At 70.4% G+C, this 17,479-nt stretch carries 18 protein-coding genes; 7 read left to right on the forward strand and 11 right to left on the reverse strand.

The annotated features are described in order from the left end of the window. Window positions 1-3: 3 nt before the first annotated feature. Together lon and LX12_RS05705 are read right to left on the reverse strand one after the other, a co-directional pair. Window positions 4-2,325: an endopeptidase La gene (gene lon / locus LX12_RS05700; protein ID WP_253653548.1), complete on the reverse strand. Its 2,322-nt coding sequence runs from the start codon at window positions 2,323-2,325 to the stop codon at window positions 4-6. 98 nt (window positions 2,326-2,423) lie between these two features. After that, window positions 2,424-3,098 (reverse strand): GntR family transcriptional regulator, encoded by a 675-nt coding sequence (locus LX12_RS05705; protein WP_253653549.1) that lies wholly within the window; start codon window positions 3,096-3,098, stop codon window positions 2,424-2,426. Window positions 3,099-3,162: 64 nt separating this feature from the next. Here LX12_RS05705 and LX12_RS05710 point away from each other — a divergent pair, with 64 nt between their 5' ends. Beyond that, a complete protein-coding gene (locus tag LX12_RS05710; RefSeq protein ID WP_253653550.1) occupies window positions 3,163-3,738 on the forward strand; it encodes a carboxymuconolactone decarboxylase family protein in 576 nt (191 codons plus the stop codon). On the opposite strand, the gene LX12_RS05715 is transcribed toward LX12_RS05710, so the two are convergent. From LX12_RS05715 to LX12_RS05730, 4 genes are all read right to left on the reverse strand, one after another. Then, the gene (locus LX12_RS05715; protein WP_253653551.1) at window positions 3,739-4,506 is read right to left on the reverse strand and encodes a DUF8176 domain-containing protein; all 768 of its coding nucleotides are present in this window, start codon (window positions 4,504-4,506) and stop codon (window positions 3,739-3,741) included. Continuing rightward, window positions 4,503-5,015, reverse strand: coding sequence for a DUF8176 domain-containing protein (locus tag LX12_RS05720; protein WP_253653552.1), 513 nt, complete (start codon window positions 5,013-5,015; stop codon window positions 4,503-4,505). The genes LX12_RS05715 and LX12_RS05720 overlap by 4 nt, the downstream gene beginning before the upstream one ends. 27 nt (window positions 5,016-5,042) lie before the next feature. Beyond that, a complete protein-coding gene (locus LX12_RS05725) occupies window positions 5,043-6,236 on the reverse strand; it encodes a hypothetical protein (protein ID WP_253653553.1) in 1,194 nt (397 codons plus the stop codon). 166 nt (window positions 6,237-6,402) lie between these two features. Then, window positions 6,403-6,945 carry a TetR/AcrR family transcriptional regulator gene (locus LX12_RS05730; RefSeq protein WP_253653554.1) on the reverse strand — a complete coding sequence of 181 codons (543 nt, stop codon included), beginning with the start codon at window positions 6,943-6,945 and terminating at the stop codon, window positions 6,403-6,405. Between the two features lie 240 nt (window positions 6,946-7,185). Between LX12_RS05730 and LX12_RS05735 the strand changes: the two genes are divergently transcribed. Beyond that, entirely contained in the window at window positions 7,186-8,145 is a 960-nt protein-coding gene (locus LX12_RS05735) for a DAPG hydrolase family protein (protein ID WP_253653555.1), read from the forward strand. Window positions 8,146-8,154: 9 nt separating this feature from the next. Continuing rightward, entirely contained in the window at window positions 8,155-8,649 is a 495-nt protein-coding gene (locus LX12_RS05740; RefSeq protein WP_253653556.1) for an SRPBCC family protein, read from the forward strand. A 3-nt stretch (window positions 8,650-8,652) separates the two neighbouring features. Here the strand turns inward: LX12_RS05740 and proP are convergent, their stop codons facing one another. Beyond that, window positions 8,653-10,065, reverse strand: coding sequence for a glycine betaine/L-proline transporter ProP (proP, locus tag LX12_RS05745; RefSeq protein ID WP_301284289.1), 1,413 nt, complete (start codon window positions 10,063-10,065; stop codon window positions 8,653-8,655). 140 nt (window positions 10,066-10,205) lie between these two features. Between proP and LX12_RS05750 the strand changes: the two genes are divergently transcribed. Further along, a complete protein-coding gene (locus LX12_RS05750) occupies window positions 10,206-10,703 on the forward strand; it encodes a DUF427 domain-containing protein (RefSeq protein WP_253653558.1) in 498 nt (165 codons plus the stop codon). Window positions 10,704-10,712: 9 nt separating this feature from the next. Here the strand turns inward: LX12_RS05750 and LX12_RS05755 are convergent, their stop codons facing one another. Together LX12_RS05755 and LX12_RS05760 are read right to left on the reverse strand one after the other, a co-directional pair. Further along, window positions 10,713-12,194, reverse strand: a complete 1,482-nt coding sequence (locus tag LX12_RS05755) for an amidase (protein WP_253653559.1) — start codon at window positions 12,192-12,194, stop codon at window positions 10,713-10,715. A gap of 49 nt (window positions 12,195-12,243) precedes the next feature. Then, window positions 12,244-13,287 (reverse strand): GGDEF domain-containing protein, encoded by a 1,044-nt coding sequence (locus tag LX12_RS05760; RefSeq protein WP_253653560.1) that lies wholly within the window; start codon window positions 13,285-13,287, stop codon window positions 12,244-12,246. Between the two features lie 173 nt (window positions 13,288-13,460). Between LX12_RS05760 and LX12_RS05765 the strand changes: the two genes are divergently transcribed. The 3 genes from LX12_RS05765 to LX12_RS05775 all read left to right on the forward strand — a co-directional run bounded on the left by LX12_RS05765 (window position 13,461) and on the right by LX12_RS05775 (window position 15,764). Continuing rightward, the gene (locus LX12_RS05765; RefSeq protein ID WP_253653561.1) at window positions 13,461-13,844 is read left to right on the forward strand and encodes a nuclear transport factor 2 family protein; all 384 of its coding nucleotides are present in this window, start codon (window positions 13,461-13,463) and stop codon (window positions 13,842-13,844) included. A gap of 126 nt (window positions 13,845-13,970) precedes the next feature. Then, window positions 13,971-14,909: a hypothetical protein gene (locus LX12_RS05770; RefSeq protein WP_253653562.1), complete on the forward strand. Its 939-nt coding sequence runs from the start codon at window positions 13,971-13,973 to the stop codon at window positions 14,907-14,909. 9 nt (window positions 14,910-14,918) lie between these two features. Next, window positions 14,919-15,764, forward strand: coding sequence for a sulfurtransferase (locus LX12_RS05775; protein WP_253653563.1), 846 nt, complete (start codon window positions 14,919-14,921; stop codon window positions 15,762-15,764). Between the two features lies 1 nt (window position 15,765). On the opposite strand, the gene LX12_RS05780 is transcribed toward LX12_RS05775, so the two are convergent. Together LX12_RS05780 and LX12_RS05785 are read right to left on the reverse strand one after the other, a co-directional pair. After that, window positions 15,766-16,653: a DUF5996 family protein gene (locus LX12_RS05780; RefSeq protein WP_253653564.1), complete on the reverse strand. Its 888-nt coding sequence runs from the start codon at window positions 16,651-16,653 to the stop codon at window positions 15,766-15,768. Window position 16,654: 1 nt separating this feature from the next. Beyond that, complete coding sequence (locus tag LX12_RS05785; RefSeq protein WP_253653565.1) at window positions 16,655-17,479, reverse strand: alpha/beta fold hydrolase; 825 nt, start codon at window positions 17,477-17,479, stop codon at window positions 16,655-16,657.

The following is a 17,479-nucleotide window of genomic DNA, read 5'->3' on the forward strand; positions in this document are numbered from 1 at the left end:
CGATCAGGCGGCTGCCGTCACCTGCGCCGGTGCCTCTTCCAGCGCGACCGCGACGATGTCGGCGACGTCGGTCATCGGGCGCACGTCCAGCGCCTCGAGCACCTCGGCCGGGACGTCATCCAGATCGGGCGCGTTGCGGTGCGGCACGAAGACGGTCGACAACCCGGCCCGCTGGGCGGCGAGGAGCTTCTGCTTCACGCCACCGATCGGCAGGACCCGGCCGTTCAGCGTGACCTCACCGGTCATGCCGACGTCCGCGCGGACGCGGCGCCCGGTCGCCATCGACACCAGCGCGGTGACCATGGTGACGCCGGCCGACGGCCCGTCCTTGGGGATCGCCCCCGCCGGGACGTGGACGTGGATGCCCTTCTCGAGCGCGGCGGGGTCGACGCCGAGCTCGGCCGCGTGCGATCGCACGTAGGACAGCGCGATCTGCGCCGATTCCTTCATCACGTCGCCGAGCTGACCGGTCAGGTTCAGACCCGGCTTGCCGTCGGTCGCGGTCGCCTCGATGTAGAGGACGTCGCCACCCATGCCGGTCACGGCCAGACCCGTCGCGACGCCGGGCACCGCGGTCCGCTCGTCGGAGTCCGGGGTGAAGCGCGGCTTGCCGATGAAGTCGGTGAGGTTGTCGACGTCGACGGTCACCGCTTCCGTCGACCCGTCCGCCAGACGCGTCGCAGCCTTCCGCAGTGCCGTGGCGAGGAACCTCTCGAACTGTCGCACACCGGGTTCCCGGGTGTGATTCGCGGCGATCTCCCGCAGAGCCTCGTCGGTGATGACCACCTCGTCCTCGGTCAACGCCGCACGCTCCCGCTGCCGGGGCAGCAGGTGGTCACGCGCGATGGCGACCTTGTCGTCCTCGGTGTACCCGTCGATGGTGATCAGCTCCATGCGGTCCAACAGCGGACCCGGGATCTGTTCCACCACATTGGCGGTCGCGAGGAACACGACGTCGGACAGGTCGAGGTCGAGATCGAGGTAGTGGTCACGGAACGTGTGGTTCTGCGCCGGGTCGAGCACCTCCAGCAGAGCCGCCGCGGGGTCGCCGCGGAAGTCCGACCCGACCTTGTCGACCTCGTCGAGCAGGACGACAGGGTTCATCGAACCGGCCTCGTTGATCGCTCGCACGATGCGGCCGGGCAGCGCTCCGACGTAGGTGCGCCGGTGCCCACGGATCTCGGCCTCGTCGCGCACACCACCGAGCGCGACACGGACGAAGTTGCGCCCCAACGCCTTCGCGACGCTCTCGCCCAGTGACGTCTTGCCGACCCCGGGAGGGCCGGCGAGTGCCAGCACGGCACCCGAACCGCGTCCGCCGACGACCTGCAGGCCGCGGTCGGCGCGACGGGCACGCACGGCGAGGTACTCGACGATGCGGTCCTTCACGTCCGACAGCCCGTGGTGATCGGCGTCCAGGATGCGCCGCGCCTCGACGATGTCGGTCGAGTCGGTGGTCGTCACCGACCACGGCAGGTCCAGCACGGTGTCGAGCCAGGTGCGGATCCAGCCGGTCTCGGGGCTCTGGTCGCTGGCGCGCTCCAACTTGTCGACCTCGCGCATCGCCGCCGTGCGGACAGCATCGGGCAGATCGGCCGCCTCGACGCGGGCGCGGTAGTCGTCGGAGCCCTCCGGCTCACCCTCGCCGAGCTCCTTGCGGATGGCGGCGAGCTGCTGACGGAGCAGGAACTCCTTCTGCTGCTTCTCCATGCCGTCACGGACGTCGTCGGCGATCTTGTCGTTCACCTCCACCTCGGCGAGGTGGTCCGTGGTCCAGCCGATCAGTGCGCGCAGACGGTCGGCGACGTCGGGGGTCTCCAGGAGCTGGCGCTTCTGGACGTCGCTGAGATACGACGCGTAGCCGGCGGTGTCGGCGAGCGCCGACGGCTCGGTGAGCCGGTTGACGGAGTCGATGACCTGCCACGCCTCGCGGCGCTGCAGGATCGCCAGGACGAGTTTTTTGTACTCGGCGGCGAGCTCGCGGACCTCGTCGGTGACGGGGCCCTCCTCGACGAGGTCGACCTCGACCCACAATGCGGCGCCGGGGCCGGTGGTGCCGGACCCGATGTGGGCGCGGGACTCGCCCTTCACGACGGCGGCCGGTTCGCCACCGGCGAGGCGCCCGACTTGCACGATCGATGCGACGACACCGTGCGACGGGTAACGGTCCTCGAGGCGCGGCGCGACGAGCAGCTTCTTCGAGCCGCCGGCGGCCTGTGCCGCGTCGACGGCGGCGCGTGCGGCGTCATCGAGTTCGAGGGGAACGACCATCCCGGGCAGGACGATCGGGTTGGTCAGGAACAGGACGGGGAGACGTTCGCTCATGCTTCCTCCAGTGTTGAGCACTGACCGCTCAACTGACCCTGGACTTGAGGTGTTCCCGCTCAACCCCGGTGTTCGTCGACAGCGAAATCGCCGGACGATCACGCGATCGGCTCACCCCGGTGGATGCCGACCGTGGTCCCGAGCAGTTCGCGCAGCACCACGGCCAGGCTGTCCGACAGACGTGCCGCCTCGAGCCGGGCCGCCTCAGGCCCGTCGCCCCGCGCGACCGCGTGAGCGATCGCCGAGCGCTGGCGGGCACTCGCGTGCAGGCGGTCCTGGTCACCCCGGGCGAGCATGCGCAATCGCGCCGTGTGCACCGACAGTTCCTCCAGCAGGCGCGCGATGTAACCGTTCCCGCAGCGCTTCCGCACCTGCGCGTCGAACTCCCGGGACAGGGCGTGCAGATCGTCGAGGTCGATGCGGTCGGCGGAGGCGAGCTCGTTGAAAGAGCCCGCGAGTGAGGTGAAATGGTCGCGTTCCCGCGATCGCGCGACCAACGTCAGTGCGTAGGGCTCGAGCGCTTCCCGTGCCTGGTAGAGCTCGACCGCCGTCTCGGCAGACACCGCGGTGACCACCGCGGAGCGGCCCGGGGGCTGATGCAGCAGGCCGTCCCGCCGAAGGCGGGCGACGGCCTGGCGAACGGGTGTTCGCGACACCGACATCGCCGCGGCGATCTCGCTCTCGCTGAGGACCGTCCCCGCGGGCATGTCCCCACGAACGATCTGGTCCCGCAGTGCGGCGTAGACGTCGTGTGAGCGATCGGTGGCTGGCACACCGCAACCCTACGGTGGTATACCGAAAGTATCCAGACGGGATACTGATGAGAGGGAAACGACGATGGCTCGACCGGCCACCTACGACGCGCATATCTCGGTACCGCTGCCCACGGATGACGAGATCAGGCGTGTCATCGGCGACGACTACGACCCCGCCACCACGCTCAACGTCGTGAAGATGTTCGCGGGGACCGCGGACATCCACCCCGGCCTGATCGGGATGGTTCGCGCGATCTTCGGCACGGAGGGGATCGACGCACGTCACCGCGAGGTGATCATCCTGCGGGCAGCAGCCGTGCTGAACGCACCCTACGAGTGGCAGGCAAACGAGCAGATGGCGCGCAACGCGGGACTCAGCGCCCACGAGATCGACGCCGTCGCGGCGGACGATGCGGTCACCGGCATCGACGAGGAGTTCGTGCTGCTGTGCACGGCGGTGGACGAGATGTACTCGCCGGCGGCAACGCTCACGGACGAGACGCTGGCGACGATGCTCGAGACCTTCGGTGCTCTATTCACTCGCAAGTACATCGCCACCATCGCATGGTTCAGCCTTCTCAGCCTGTTCCTGAACGCCACTCGCGTTCCCCTCGAGACGACCGACAAGATCGGTAACCGGACGTCGCCGCTGGGCTGATCAGCTCGTCGACGCTCCGACGATGGCGTCGAGGGTCCAGCGATCGGGTGAGGGCGAGGACACGTAGACACTGTCCTGACGGGCGACGGTCCCGACGCCGTCTGCGGTGCGGATGCGGACGTCGACGAGCAGTCGCGCGGTCGACTCGGTCGTCGTCACGGTGGCGCACCAGCCGTCTGTCGACGCGGGGAGTGCCGAGATCCAGGTCTGGAGCTCGTCGGTCGACGGGGTGACCGCCCCGGTCGACATCGTGGCCCGGGCACCGGCGACGGAACGGTCGGTGACCGCTGCTTTCAGGAAGGCAGCGACCGCACCCACCGGGGTTGTCGGATCCTGGCCCCCCGCGATGGTCGTCGCGTCACCACGTGTCCCCGGGTCGCAGAACGGGACCCGGGCGGCGCTGGTGGAGGAGTCGCCATGTACGAGGAAAACAGTCACACCCGCAGCGACGGCGACGACGACCAGGACGACGGCCGCGACGAGGAGCCGGGTCGGTCGGCGACGGCTGGTCCGGGCGCGTTCCCGGCCCGCGACGGCGAGCTGTTCGAGGCCCGCCGACCACGATTCGGGCGAGCGGTACTCGGCTGCGGCGAGCGGTGGCGCCTCGGGTGACCCGCGGGGCGGTTCCGGCTCGCGCATCGCGAACCAGGGAGGTTCGGGCAGCGACGCCCGCGGCGGCTCGGGGCGCTCAGGCTGCTCGGGGCGGTTCGGCTGCTCGTCGGGGGAGTCGGGTTCGTCCTGGGTCGGGCGATCGGGGCTGTTGGTCACTGCGACACCTCACCCCGGATCTTCATGTCGCCGGGCACACCGTCGACCGTCGCACGAAGGGCGAAGCTCGTGGTGCCGCCGCCCGGCGGTCGGGTGGTCAGCGTCAGCAGCACCGTGTCGGGTGCGGTCTGTCGCATCCGTAGGCAGTAGGTGCTCCCGACGGGGAAGCCGGTGAGCGCGGCGTCGATCAGGGGATCCGTGCCCATCGGCTGGTTCTCCCGGATGGCGCGCTTGGCGCGGGCGGCGTCGCGGGCGGTGATGATCGACCAGTGGTAGTCGGCCACCACCCCGAGTGCCGACTGATAGTCCCCCGGACCGCGCGTCACGGTCTCGCCGGGCGCAGCTGTCGACGGATCGCACTCGATCGGGGACTCGGCGGGCAGCGCGGCAACTGACACCGACCCGGACGGCGCGGTCGCGTAGTCCGGAGCAGGTGACCCGCCGCAGCCCGAGACGCCGATCGTCCCGGCGAGCAGCCCGAGCGAGCCGATGATGCGGAGGCGCGACACCTGACGCAGATTACTGGTGGGGCCGGATCACCTGCGGTGCTTGCCCCCGGTCGACGCGGCGGCGTACTGCGGGTACTCGATCTGCAGGCCCGGGAACGCCTTCTGCGCCTCCTTGCCGAAGTTGACCACCGCCGCGGTGACGGAGTCCCGCGCGGTCTGCGCGAAGACACCGGCCGCCTTGTACGGCGCGTCCGCGGCGTCGTGGCCGATCGAGATCGGCACCGTCGCACCGCCGACCTTCACCGAGCCCGAGACGTCGCCGTTCTTGGCCACGACGTAGTCGACCCCGGTGCCGTGCAGCTCGTACTGGTTCGCGTCCGGGTTCGGGGGAGCGGGCTTGGACTTGCTCGGGTCCTCGTTCGTCGCGCCGCCGATCGGAGCGTTCGGGTTACCACCCGGATCGCCGGCGCCGACGGCGTAGCCGATCGCGCCGCCGATACCGCCACCGATGAGGGCGCCGAGTGCAGCACCGCCTGCCGCGCCGGCAACCGGACCGACACCAAGGCCGATGAGCGCGCCGGTCCCTGCGCCGGGGCCAGCGAGAACGAAGCCGGCCGGCGCAGAGATAGCTGCGCCGATGGCCAAACCTGTCAGCGCGCCGACACCGGCGCCGACCGGGAGACCGATGATGGCGCCGGGGACTGCACCTATGGCCGCGCCGGTGGCGCCACCAAGGAGGATGCCGACGGTGGTGGAGGCCGCGGTGCGGGCGGCCTGGTCCTTCGGGAAGCCGATGGACTCGTAGTACGTGGCGACGCGGGCCTCGATGGTCGCGGCCTGGCCGTTGAGGTTGCGGGCGTCGGCGTCCGACAGCCACGCCGGCTGCGGAGTCCGGATGTTGCCGAGCTTGATGACGCCCGGCCGCGGCAGGATCGGGTTCACCGGCGCGACCCGGCGCGGGGCGGTGAGCACCGGCGGGATCGGGTTGTAGTTCCCGGAATAGACCGGCGGGGTGTAGCCGGGGGAGTCCTCGTAGATGACCGGTGCGTCGTAGGTCGGCGCCGGGATGATGCTGGGCCCTGCGGGCGGGGGCGGTGCCTGCGGCGTCGGTGTGCCGGGGGCGGTCCCGGGTGCCGTGCCCGGGGCGGACTCCGGTGCGGTGCCGGGCGCCGTCTCGTTGCTCGGCGGCGCGGTACCCGGTGCCGGGGCCGCGACGGCCTGGCCCGCGGCGGCCGAGGCGATCGCTGCTGCCAGCACCACGCCGGCGGTCGTACGGGTCATCCGCTGCGAATGACGCTGTGACACGGTCGTTCTCCTCGTGGTCGGTCCGGCGCGCAGCCCAGGACCGCACGTGCCGACCCCGAGCCGTCCGCTACCCCCAGACGAAATGTTGAGCAGAGTTAATCACGTACGTATGCACGGGACAAACGGGGGCTGTGGATACCGATCAGGCCGATCGAGACGGGTCGACGATCAACCACGCGATCTCGTCGAGGACCCCGTCGGGGAGGGGTTCCGCGCCGTACATCGTCTGTCGGGCCATGAGTCCGTCGACGGCGATCCGGAAGAGTTCCGCGCGGGCGGGGCCGATCGGGTTGCCCGCCGCGGCGAAACCCTCGCTCACGGTCCGCACGAACTGCGCCTGCTGCTCGTCGAAGGCTGCCTTGACCTCCGGGCTGGTCACCGACTCCCCACGGAGGTGGTGGCGCGCGATCACGCGCAGCCGGTTGTCCCCGGTCGTCATCTCACGGACGAACCCGGTCAGCGCGGCGACGACCGACCCCGGTGACCAGTCCTCGAGGGCGAAGAACCGCACGACGGTCTCGAGGTCGCGGCGGAAGACCTCCTCCAGCGCCAGCGACAGCAACTTCGACCGCGACGGGGCGTGGTAGTTGACCGCCCCCTGTCCGAGGCCGGCCTGCGCGTCGACCGCGCGGTGCGTGAACCCGCGGGGACCGCGCTCGGCCAGGACGACGACGGCCGCGGCCATGATCGTGTCGCGGCGGGTCGACCCCGGCGTGGGCGCGGGACCGTCGGTGCCGGCATCCGGGGAGCTTGCAGATGCGGATCGAGCGTCGATGGGTCTGCCCTTTCGTGGCGGCGACCGACCCCCGACGCGGTCGAACAGCTGTTGGTGAGGACACGGTAGTCCACCGACCTGTGTCGGAGGATGCCCAACCCGATGCGAACGATCTGGCGCCTCGAGCGCCGGTCGACCTACACTCAACCGATGTTGAGCATGGGGAGGCGTCAGTTCCTGGTGAGCGCGGCGACGGCCGCGGGGGCGATCGCCGGGGGAGCGGTGGCGGGGACGGCGAGCGCCGACACCCCGCCCTCGAGCACGGGGAGTGCCGTGGGTCAGAACTGCACGGTCCGCTATCAGGGCTATCGCACCGAGGACTACGCGAAGCCGTACGCGAAGTACTTCAAGACCCGCACCGATCCGCCGCAGCAAGGTGTCGCCGACGCTTTCGCGGGGCCGCCTCTGCCCGCCGGGTCGATCCCCCCGTTCGAGCAGATCGCCGCGGACCTGAAGCCCTCGGGATATTCACCGATCGAGTTCGGCTACGGGCAGCGGTCGGACGGCGTCCTGTTCGTCGCGGTGCTCACCACGATGCCCCGCAACACCGCGGCGATGTGGGACTGGTGGTTCGGGTGGCACTCGAACGAGTCGGCCAAGTACAAGCTGTGGCACCCCGACGCGCATGAGTACGCGGGGTTGAAGACCGACCTGACCTCTGCCCCGATCACCGACCGCGCTCGGTACGTCGGGAACATCAGCTACGTCGACGAGTACATCGGCCCCAAGCTGCAGCAGCTCGGCATCGCCTTCCGTGACCCGCGCAGCGTCGGGCTGACCGTTCCCGACGGCCACACGATCATCGCGGGTCGCGTCGGGAGTTCCATCGCCCCGGTCGATCTCGGGTGGCTCGCGCATCAGGTGCGTCCCGTGTCGGGCGGTGTCGAGATGCGCAGCCGCTTCTACCTGAACATCCGTGGTCTGCACGTGCCCGACCTCGGCCAGGCGGCGTGCGCGATCGGTCGTGGCCCCGCGGTCGACCCGGGCGACCTGTTCCTCGGCGTCGACGTCGCCCGGAACCTGCTGCTGCACTGCGGTCAGGAGATGAACCACTTGTCGCGGTTCCTGCCGGAGCTCTACCGCGAGTTCTCCGGGGCGCGCGCGACGTAGCCTCGCGCCATGGGAACCGAGACGACACGACTCGAGGCGCACCGTCGCATCGACGCGCCGGCCGACGCGATCTTCGCTGTGCTGACGGACCCTCAGGGGCACGTGGCGATCGACTCGTCCGGGATGCTCATGGCCGCCGACGGGGACCGCGTCACCGCGGCCGGCGACACGTTCGTGGTGCACATGGACCGCGAGGCTCTCGGCGACCGGCCGATGGGGGAGTACGACGTCACGGTCACCGTGACCACGTTCGTCCCCGACCGCGAGATCGCCTGGACCATCGTCGGGGTGATGCGGCCACCGATCGGTCACGTCTACGGGTACCGGCTCGAACCGAACGGCGACGCAACCGATGTCACGTCCTACATGGACTGGTCGGACATCCACCCCGACTACCGCGACGCCGGGCTGTTCCCCGTCATCAACCCGGAGTCGCTCCGGGCGACACTGGGGATCCTCGCCCGCACCATTCGTCGCGGTTATCCCCAGGCGACTCCGCGCTGAGCGTCAGCTCTTCTGCGCCACAGCCTCTTTCGCCTCGGCGAAGAGACGCGTGGCCTCGTCGGCGTCGTCGACCTGCGGGGGTGATCCGGCGAGCGGGGCGGTGGCCGTCTCGCGGAGGAACAGGACGGCGACCAGGCCCACGACGCCGCCGGCGACGAGGTAGAACCCCGGCATCAGGTGGTTGCCGGATGCGGTCACCAGCGCCGAGGTGACCAGCGGCGTCGTGCCACCGAACGCGGACACCGCGACGTTGAACCCGATCGAGAGTGCGCCGTACCGCACGACGGTGGGGAACAGCGCGGGCAGCGTCGCGGCCGTCGGTGCGGCGAAACCGGCCAACAGCACACCGAGGACGATGCACGCCACGATCGGGGCCCACAGCGGTTTCTGGTCGAGCAGCCAGAAGGCCGGGACCGCCAGGACGATCTGCCCGACGGCGGCGGCGGCGAACACCGGTCGTCGTCCGACGTGATCCGACAGCCGTCCGATCACGACGATGAGCCCGACGACGACGAGCATCGCCAACAGGACCAGCAGGTCCGCGCTCAGCTGACTGCGGCCGATCACGTCGGTGAAATACGTGGGGAGGTAGGCGGTCACCATGTAGTTGGTGACGTTGTAGAGGACCACCAGGCCGATGCAGATGAGCAGCGCGCGCCAGTGGTCGACGACGACGGTGCGGATGTTGCGACCCGCGGTCTGGGTCTCCTTCACCTTCGCCTCGTGCTCGTCGAGTTGGGCGCGGTAGGCGGGTGTGTCCTCGAGTTTGAGTCGCAGGTACAGGCCGATGATGCCCATCGGCCCGGCGATGAAGAACGGGATCCGCCAACCCCAGTCGGTCATCGTGGCCTCGCCCAGTCCCGCGTTGAGGACGGTCACCAGCAGCGAGCCCATCGAGTACCCGATGAACGTGCCGAAATCGAGCCAGCTGCCGAGGAACCCGCGCCGTCGGTCGGGCGCGTACTCGGCGATGAACGTGGTCGCACCGCCGTACTCGCCGCCGGTCGAGAAGCCCTGCACCATCCGCGCGACGAGCAGGAGTATCGGTGCCCAGATGCCGATGGAGCCGTAGCTGGGGATCAGTCCGACCGCGAACGTGCCGATCGACATCATGATCATCGTGGCCGCGAGGACCTTCTGCCGGCCGATCCTGTCGCCGAGGGGGCCGAAGAACAGCCCGCCGAGCGGCCGGACGATGAACGCGGCCGCGAACGTGGCGAACGTGGCGAGCAGCTGGGCACTGCTGGACGCGGACGGGTAGAAGACCTTGCCCAGCGTGGCGGCGAGGTAGCCGTACACGCCGAAGTCGAACCACTCCATGGTGTTGCCCAGCGCGGCCGCGGTCACCGCGCGCTTGAGCATGGGCTGGTCGACGACGGTGATCGACTCGCGGGTCAGCGGCGGTTTGGCCCGCATGAGTCGTCGCAGCGAGTCCCACCGGGACCTGCGCAGCGTCTCGACTTCCCAGTCGCCGGGGCGGTGGTCGATCTCGGTGCTCACTTCGTGAGCGTACGGAAGCTCCTGGCGCACGCATGCGCCGCCCGTACGCTGGAGTGATGCGACACCCGACCCCGGAGAAGCCCGGTCCCGGCCAGGAATCGGTGTGGGACTACCCGCGACCGCCCCGCCTCGAGACGTTCGCCGGGTCGATCACGATCGAGCTCGGCGGACAGACCATCGCGTCGGCGACCCACGGGTGGCGCGTGCTCGAGACGAGCCACCCGCCGACCTACTACATCCCGGCAGCCGCCTTCGTCGACGGCGCGCTGCGTCCGACCGAGGGCGCCTCGTGGTGTGAGTGGAAGGGGCAGGCCGCCTACTTCGACCTGGTCACCCCCGAGGTCGCGGCCCACCGTGCGGCGTGGACGTACCCGAACCCGACGCCGGGGTTCACCGACCTCGCCGGCGCGATCGCGGTGATGCCCGGGCTCGTCGACCGCGCGACCGTCGACGGCGAGACCGTGGTGCCCCAGCCGGGGAACTTCTACGGCGGCTGGGTGACCAGCAAGGTCGTCGGACCGTTCAAGGGGATCCCCGGGTCGATGGGCTGGTAGCCCCACCGCTCAGCGGATCGGCGGGCGTCGAACCGCCCAGGGGAGCGCCTCCTCGAGGCGCGCCGACAGCGAGAACAGCAGTCCCTCGCCGCCGGGTGGTGCGACGAACTGCACGCCGATCGGCAACCCGGCACTGGACTCGTGCAGCGGCACACTGACCGCAGGACGGCCGGTGATGTTGGCCAGCTGCGTGAACGGCACCCACCGGAGGTTGCGCAACACGCCGGCCTGCGCGGCGCCCGTCGACGCGATGAGCCGCCCGAGGCGTGCGCGCAGCGCGATGCCGGCGCCCGCCCGCTCCAGACCCGAGGTCGCATACGCCCCGAGGGGCGGCGCGGTGGTCGCGGTGGTCGGTGTGAGCAGCAGGTCGTGGTCGCGGTGGAACTCACTGAGCGCCCGCACGTGGGTGTGCCAGCGCAGCAACGCGCGTTCGTGATCGACGGCGCCGGTGGCGCGACCGAGGGCGGCGAGGACCCGGGTGTCGAGCTCGAAATCATCGTCACGGGCGCCACGTTCGCGCAGCTCGTCGACGGTCGCTGCCACGTGGGCGAACCACGGGACGAGGAAGTCCTCGGCGAGCTGCTGCTCGTCGATCGCGGGGCGCGCCTCGACGACGGTGTGCCCCAGCTCGGTCAGCTGATCGGCCGTCGCCCGGACCGCGGCGACCACCTCGGGGTCGGGTCCGTCGGCGAGAGACGACTCGAGCTGCACACCGATCCGCAGTCGCGGTGGATCCTGCTGTGTCGCAGCGACGTAGCTGCGCGCCGGGGAGGCGAAGGTGTACGGGGGCGCCACGGGGTCGGTGCCCCGGACGACGTCGAGGAACAGGGCGCTGTCGCGGACGGTCCGGGACACGACGCCGGTGACCGCGCCACCGTAAAAGAACTCGCCCTGCCCGGGCCCGGTGGGCACCACGCCCCGGCCGGGCTTGAGCCCGAAGACACCGCAGCACGCGGCCGGGATGCGGATGGACCCCCCACCGTCGTTCGCGCCCGCCACCGGGACGATGCCCGCGGCGACAGCGGCGGCGGAGCCGCCCGAGGACCCGCCGGGGGATCGCGTCAGGTCCCACGGGTTGTGGGTGGGACCGAACAGGGCGGGGTTCGTCGTGCCCTTGATCCCGAACTCGGGGACGTTGGTCCGGCCGAACACGACCGCACCGGCGTTGAGCCATCGAGCGACCACGGTGTCGGTCTCCGGCGCCACCGCGTCGGCGAGAGCGCGCGAACCGCCGGTCTCGACGACACCCGCCTGTGACTGGAAGAGGTCCTTCAGCAGGAACGGCACCCCGGCGAGCGGACCGTCGAGAGCACACATGGCCCGGTCGCGGACGTCGTCGTCGAGGCGACGGGTGATCGCGTGGATCTGCGGGTCCACCGTGTCGGCCCGGACGATGGCGGCCTCGAGCAGCTCGCTCGCGGTCACGGCGCCGTCGCGGACCGACGCGGCCATCGCGGTCGCGTCGAGCGCGAGGTAGTCGCCCTGGTCCATTGCCCGGGCCTCCCGTCAACCGGTGTTGAGGGAACCGTACCCGGTCGCCTCAGACCGTTCCGGGGCCCTCGGCCGCCGTAGGGTCCGCGCTCCAGTCGATCTCGACGCGGTCGCCGCCGGCGTCGTGCGCGGCCTGCATGGCGACCTCGGCACGGTGGAGGAGGTCGTCGATGGTGGTCTGCACGTCGGTCGAGGCGATGGGTGTCACCGCGAACGCGACACCGACGCTGGCGCTCACGGGCACAGGGTCTTCGACGTCGAACACCAACTCGCGGAACCGGTTCGCGAAGATCTCGACGCCCTCGTCGGTGACGCCGGCCAGCGCGGAGAACTCGGCGTCGCCTGTGCGCGCCACGAAGTCGCCGCCGCGGACGCCCTGTGCGAGGCGGTGGGCGACGCGCTTGAGCACCTGCTCGCCGCGTTCGCGACCGTCGCCGACGGTGATGTCCTGGAACTGGTCGAGGTGCACGCGCACGACGACGAGCCGACTCTTGCGGTTCAACGCCGACAGGCTCGTCTGCGCCGCCGAGTACAGCCCGTGTCGTGTGAGTACCTCGGTCAACGTGTCCTGCATCGGTTCCCCCGTCTGCGTCGCCGTCCGATCCCGCCCGGCGATCGTCAGACCATGATGCAGGATCACCGGCACCGCGAGGGCCGCAAACGCGGCCTGGACCACGAACGGTGACAACTCCGCGATGTCCTCGCCACCGTCGGCCACCCCGATCACCGTCACCAGGAAGACCACCACGGTCGCGGCGATCATCTGTCCGCCGAACGCGGGGCGGGTGGAGAACGTCGCGGCGTACATGCCGACGAAGGCCAACGGCACGGTCGCCACGAGTCCGACGCGGCCGTCGACCGCCGCCACCCCGGCGGCGAGACAGGCGACGTTCGATCCGGCGATGAACGCCGTGCGGATGCGGGGCCCGGGCTCCGGCCGCGACAGCCAGATCACGGCGACGACGACGGCGATCGCCGCCGCGACGCCGACGACGACGTAGCGTGCCGTCGAGTCCGGCCCACCCGGCGCCGAGACCATCGCGACCCATGCCGCCGCGACGAGCAGCGAGAGCCAGGCGATCCCACCGGCCAACGAGCGTCTCAGGGTGCACCTCCGGGGCGAGTCGGTCCGGGTTCCTTCGGACCGTGTCGGTGGTGATTGTCCTATGGGATCGGCCGTTCGTGCGCCCGGACACGGACATCGGGCGCGTGCGCTACTCTCGCCGGACACTAGAACACGTTCTCGTTTTCGACAGGAGCACCCCCGTGACCACCAGTGTGTCCACCGACAGCATCACCGCCACGGTCCAGGCCTACGTCGACCACCTCGCCGCCGGCGACGCCGAGAAGATCGTCGGACTGTTCGCCGACGGGGCCACCGTCGAGGACCCCATCGGCAGCGACCTGAAGACGACCCGCGAGGAACTGCTCGAGTTCTACGGCGGCGTCTGCGCGATGAGCCCGTCGACGGAGTTGAAGTGGGTGCGGGTCGCCGGGGACACGGCGGTCTTCGAATTCGTCCTCCACACGAAGGCCGGCGACAGCACGTTCACCGTCACGCCGATCGACATCATGCGGTTCGACGACGACGCGCACGTGGTCAGCATGCGTGCGGTGTGGGATCCCGAGAAGGACATCGCCATCTCCTGACACCGCAGGTGTGACACGACGCCGGGTGGGGTAGCCCCGTCGGCGATGTCCCCGCGTTCCCCATCGTCGTCGGACGACGTGCGCATCGTCGTAGACCCCGGTCCACCCGCGACCACCGTCGACCGCGTGCGCGACCGCCTCGCCGAGAGACTGTCGACGTCGCTCGGGGTCGACTCGGTCACCGTCGACACGGAGATGCTCGCCCTCGGACCGGACGGCGCCCTGCTGGTACCCGAGCTCGTCGAACGCACGCATCGGAACTCGTCGGCGGCAGTCGTCGTCACGGAGTTCCCGCGTCTGCGCGGTCGGCACCAGGTGATGGTCGAGATCGACCACGACGCATGTACGGCACTCGTCTCGTTGCCGGCACTCGGTGTCGCACCCGACCGACGACTCATCCGGGTGATCGAGGACGCGATCCGACGGCTGCGTGACCGCGACGCGGCTCCCACGGTGCACGGTGCGCGGTGGTTCGCAGTCGACGGTGGTGAGTATCTCGCGACCCGGTCGGCCCTGGGACGCACCCGCATGGTCCTCGGGATGGTGCGCGGCAACCGACCGTGGCGGCTCATCCCCACCCTGACCGGCGTGATGGCCGCGGCCGCCGCGACCGCGTCCTTCGGTGTCTTCTACTCGTCGATCTGGGCAATGGCGAACGCGCTGAGCCCGTGGCGCCTGGCCGGCCTGTCGGTGCTGTCGGTGACGGTGATGACGGTCTGGCTCATCGCGAACAACCGGCTCTGGGAACGACGGGACGCCCTGCCCCGGTATCGCGCCCGGCTCTACAACGCGGCGACCACCGTCACCATCGTGCTCAACGCGATCGTCCTCTACCTGGGCCTGCTCGTCGTGACGCTCTGCGGTGCGCTCGCGGTCATCGACGACGGCTACCTCGCCTCCCAGGTGGGCAGCCACACCGGTCTGCGCGGGTACGTCTTCCTGGCCTGGCTCGCGACGTCGATGGGCACCGTTGCCGGGGCAGTCGGGTCGAGCGCGGACAGCTACGACGACATCCTCGAGGCGACCTACGGACACCGGGAACGCGCACGGCGCCAGCGGGAGTAGACACGTCCCATGGACCACGACGCGGTGACGATCGATGCGGACGACCTGGCCACGCGACTGACCTCGGCCGACCCGCCGGTGGTGCTCGACGTCCGATGGCGCCTCGGCGACGACCGCGGCCACGACCACTTCCGTGAGGGACACATCCCGGGCGCCGTGTACGTCGACCTCGACACCGAACTCGCCGGACCGGCCGACCCCGCTCGGGGACGACATCCGCTGCCGGACATCGAGGTGCTGCAGGACGCCGCACGCCGGTGGGGAGTGCGCGACGACAGGACGGTGGTCGCGTACGACGACAACGGCAACCGGTCCGCGGCGCGCGCATGGTGGCTGCTCCGCTGGGCCGGTGTCGGTGACGTGCGACTGCTCGACGGCGGGTTGCGGGCGTGGCTGGAGTCCGGCCGCGACCTGCACACCGGAGACGGTGTGCCCGCGGCGCCGGGCACGGCCACGCTGCGCGCCGGGAGCCTGCCGACCGTGGACATCGACGACGTCGCGACGTTCCGCGGAACGCTGCTCGACGCACGGGCGGGGGAGCGGTACCGCGGCGAGGTCGAGCCGATCGACCCGCGGGCGGGCCACATCCCGGGTGCGGTCAGCGCACCGACGGCCGGCAACCTCGACGCCACAGGCCGGTTCCTGCAACCGGCGGAGCTGCGCACGCGGTTCGCTGCGCTCGGCGTGGATCCCGCGGCCCCGGCGGCCGTCTACTGCGGCTCGGGGATCACCGCCGCCCACCAGGTCGCGGCCCTGGCCATCGCCGGCGTCGACGCCGCCCTCTACCCGGGCTCGTGGTCGCAGTGGTCGTCGGATCCCGACCGCCCGGCGGCCACCGGGCCGCAACCCCGATGAGTCAGCTCGGCGGCCAGTCGGCGGTCTCCGCGGCTGCCCGGTGGGTCTGGCGCAGGAATGCCAGCAGCGTCCCGTCGGGATCGGCGGACTGACGGACCAGGTGGTACGGCAGTATCCATTCTCCCAGCTCGCTGTTCCAGACACCGGGCGCCTCGACGGCCGGATGGGTGTCATACCCGTCGGGGTGTGGATAGGCGTAGGAGTAGAAGACCCCCTCGTCGGCGCCGCCGGGCCAGAACCCGGCGCTCGACACCTCGTCGCTGTAGGCCTCGTGCATCACATGGTCCGGACAGTTCGGGATGCCGCCGGGGTGCTGCGGCGCCGGCCGCCCCGAGAAGCGCGTCACCGCGAGATCGAAGGCACCCCAGAAGAAGTGCACGGGGCTCGACTTCCCGCGGAACTCGCCCCGGAACCGGGAGAACACCCGGTGCGCGTCGACGAGAAGACGCCAGAACGACGACACCGCGTCGGCGTCGTAGGGGCGTTCGGCGGTGTCCTCGGCGAACGGGACGACCTCCGGCAACTCCACCGGGGAGCCGTGCAGCGTCACCTCGATCCCGAGATCTCGGAGGTGGCCCAGGTACTCCTCGTAGAAGTCCGCGGTCGAGCGCGGCCGCAGCGCCATGCGTCGGACGTCGCCGTCGGTGGTCAGCACCACGAGCTCATGGGACGTGAAGTCGAATCGGATCTCCAGGCCCCGTTCTCCGACGGGGATCAGTGACGTCGTGAGACCTGTCGCGTCGACGTAGAGCGTGACACCCCACCAATGGTTCAGTGCCGGAGCGAGTTCCATCCGCGTCTTGCCGACGATCTGCGTCCACAGGTGCACGGTGTCCCGGGTCGCCTCCCACTCGTCGACACGCAGCGCCGGCCATGCTCGTGCGCTCACGTCAGCTGCGGAAGAACTCGAGAAGGTCGGCGTTGATCGTCTCCGCCTCGGTGGTCGGCATGCCGTGGGGGAAGCCCGGGTAGGTCTTCAGCGTGCTGTTCGGGAGCAGTTCGGCTGACCGCACGCCGGTGTTCTCGTAGGGGACGACCTGGTCGTCCTCGCCGTGCAGGACCAGAGTCGGGATCGTGATGGACCGGAGGTCCTCGGTGAAGTCGGTCTGGGAGAACGCCACGATCCCGTCGTAGTGGGCCTTGGCGCCACCGGACATCCCCTGGCGGTACCAGTTCGCGATGACTCCCTCCGAGGGCGCCGCCCCCGGCCGGTTGTAGCCGTAGAACGGCCCCTCGGCGAACGTCCGGAAGAGGTGGGCACGGCCGGTGGCCACCTGCTCCTGCAGCCCGTCGAAGAAGCTCTTCTCGATGCCGTCGGGGTTGCTGTCGGTCTTCACCATGATGGGCGGGACCGAGCTGATGAGAACGGCTTTCACCGCGCGCTCGCTGCCGTGCCGCGCCAGGTAGTGGGCCACCTCGCCGCCACCGGTGGAGTGTCCGACATGGATGGCGTCGGTCAGGTCGAGGTGGTTCACCACGGCGGCGAGGTCGTCGGCGTAGTGGTCCATGTCGTGGCCGGAATCGACCTGCTCGGAGCGCCCGTGACCCCGTCGATCGTGGGCGACGACGCGATAACCGTGGCCCAGGAAGAACATCATCTGCGTGTCCCAGTCGTCGGACGACAGCGGCCACCCGTGGCTGAAGACGATCGGCTGGCCCGACCCCCAGTCCTTGTAGAAGATCTCGACTCCGTCGGGGGTGGTGATCGTCGGCAT

Source organism: Williamsia serinedens, from assembly GCF_024171725.1.
In the GTDB taxonomy this organism is placed as follows: domain Bacteria; phylum Actinomycetota; class Actinomycetes; order Mycobacteriales; family Mycobacteriaceae; genus Williamsia_A; species Williamsia_A serinedens.

Coding starts and splice junctions, on each gene's coding strand:
- LX12_RS05735 (WP_253653555.1), top strand. CDS start 7,186: ATGTTGAGCATGGGGAGGCGTCAGTTCCTGGTGAGCGCGGCGACGGCC.
- LX12_RS05785 (WP_253653565.1), bottom strand. CDS start 17,479: ATGCCGACGATCACCACCCCCGACGGAGTCGAGATCTTCTACAAGGAC.
- LX12_RS05740 (WP_253653556.1), top strand. CDS start 8,155: ATGGGAACCGAGACGACACGACTCGAGGCGCACCGTCGCATCGACGCG.
- LX12_RS05730 (WP_253653554.1), bottom strand. CDS start 6,945: ATGGCCGCGGCCGTCGTCGTCCTGGCCGAGCGCGGTCCCCGCGGGTTC.
- LX12_RS05725 (WP_253653553.1), bottom strand. CDS start 6,236: ATGACCCGTACGACCGCCGGCGTGGTGCTGGCAGCAGCGATCGCCTCG.
- LX12_RS05750 (WP_253653558.1), top strand. CDS start 10,206: ATGCGACACCCGACCCCGGAGAAGCCCGGTCCCGGCCAGGAATCGGTG.
- LX12_RS05755 (WP_253653559.1), bottom strand. CDS start 12,194: ATGGACCAGGGCGACTACCTCGCGCTCGACGCGACCGCGATGGCCGCG.
- LX12_RS05775 (WP_253653563.1), top strand. CDS start 14,919: ATGGACCACGACGCGGTGACGATCGATGCGGACGACCTGGCCACGCGA.
- proP (WP_301284289.1), bottom strand. CDS start 10,065: ATGCGGGCCAAACCGCCGCTGACCCGCGAGTCGATCACCGTCGTCGAC.
- lon (WP_253653548.1), bottom strand. CDS start 2,325: ATGAGCGAACGTCTCCCCGTCCTGTTCCTGACCAACCCGATCGTCCTG.
- LX12_RS05710 (WP_253653550.1), top strand. CDS start 3,163: ATGGCTCGACCGGCCACCTACGACGCGCATATCTCGGTACCGCTGCCC.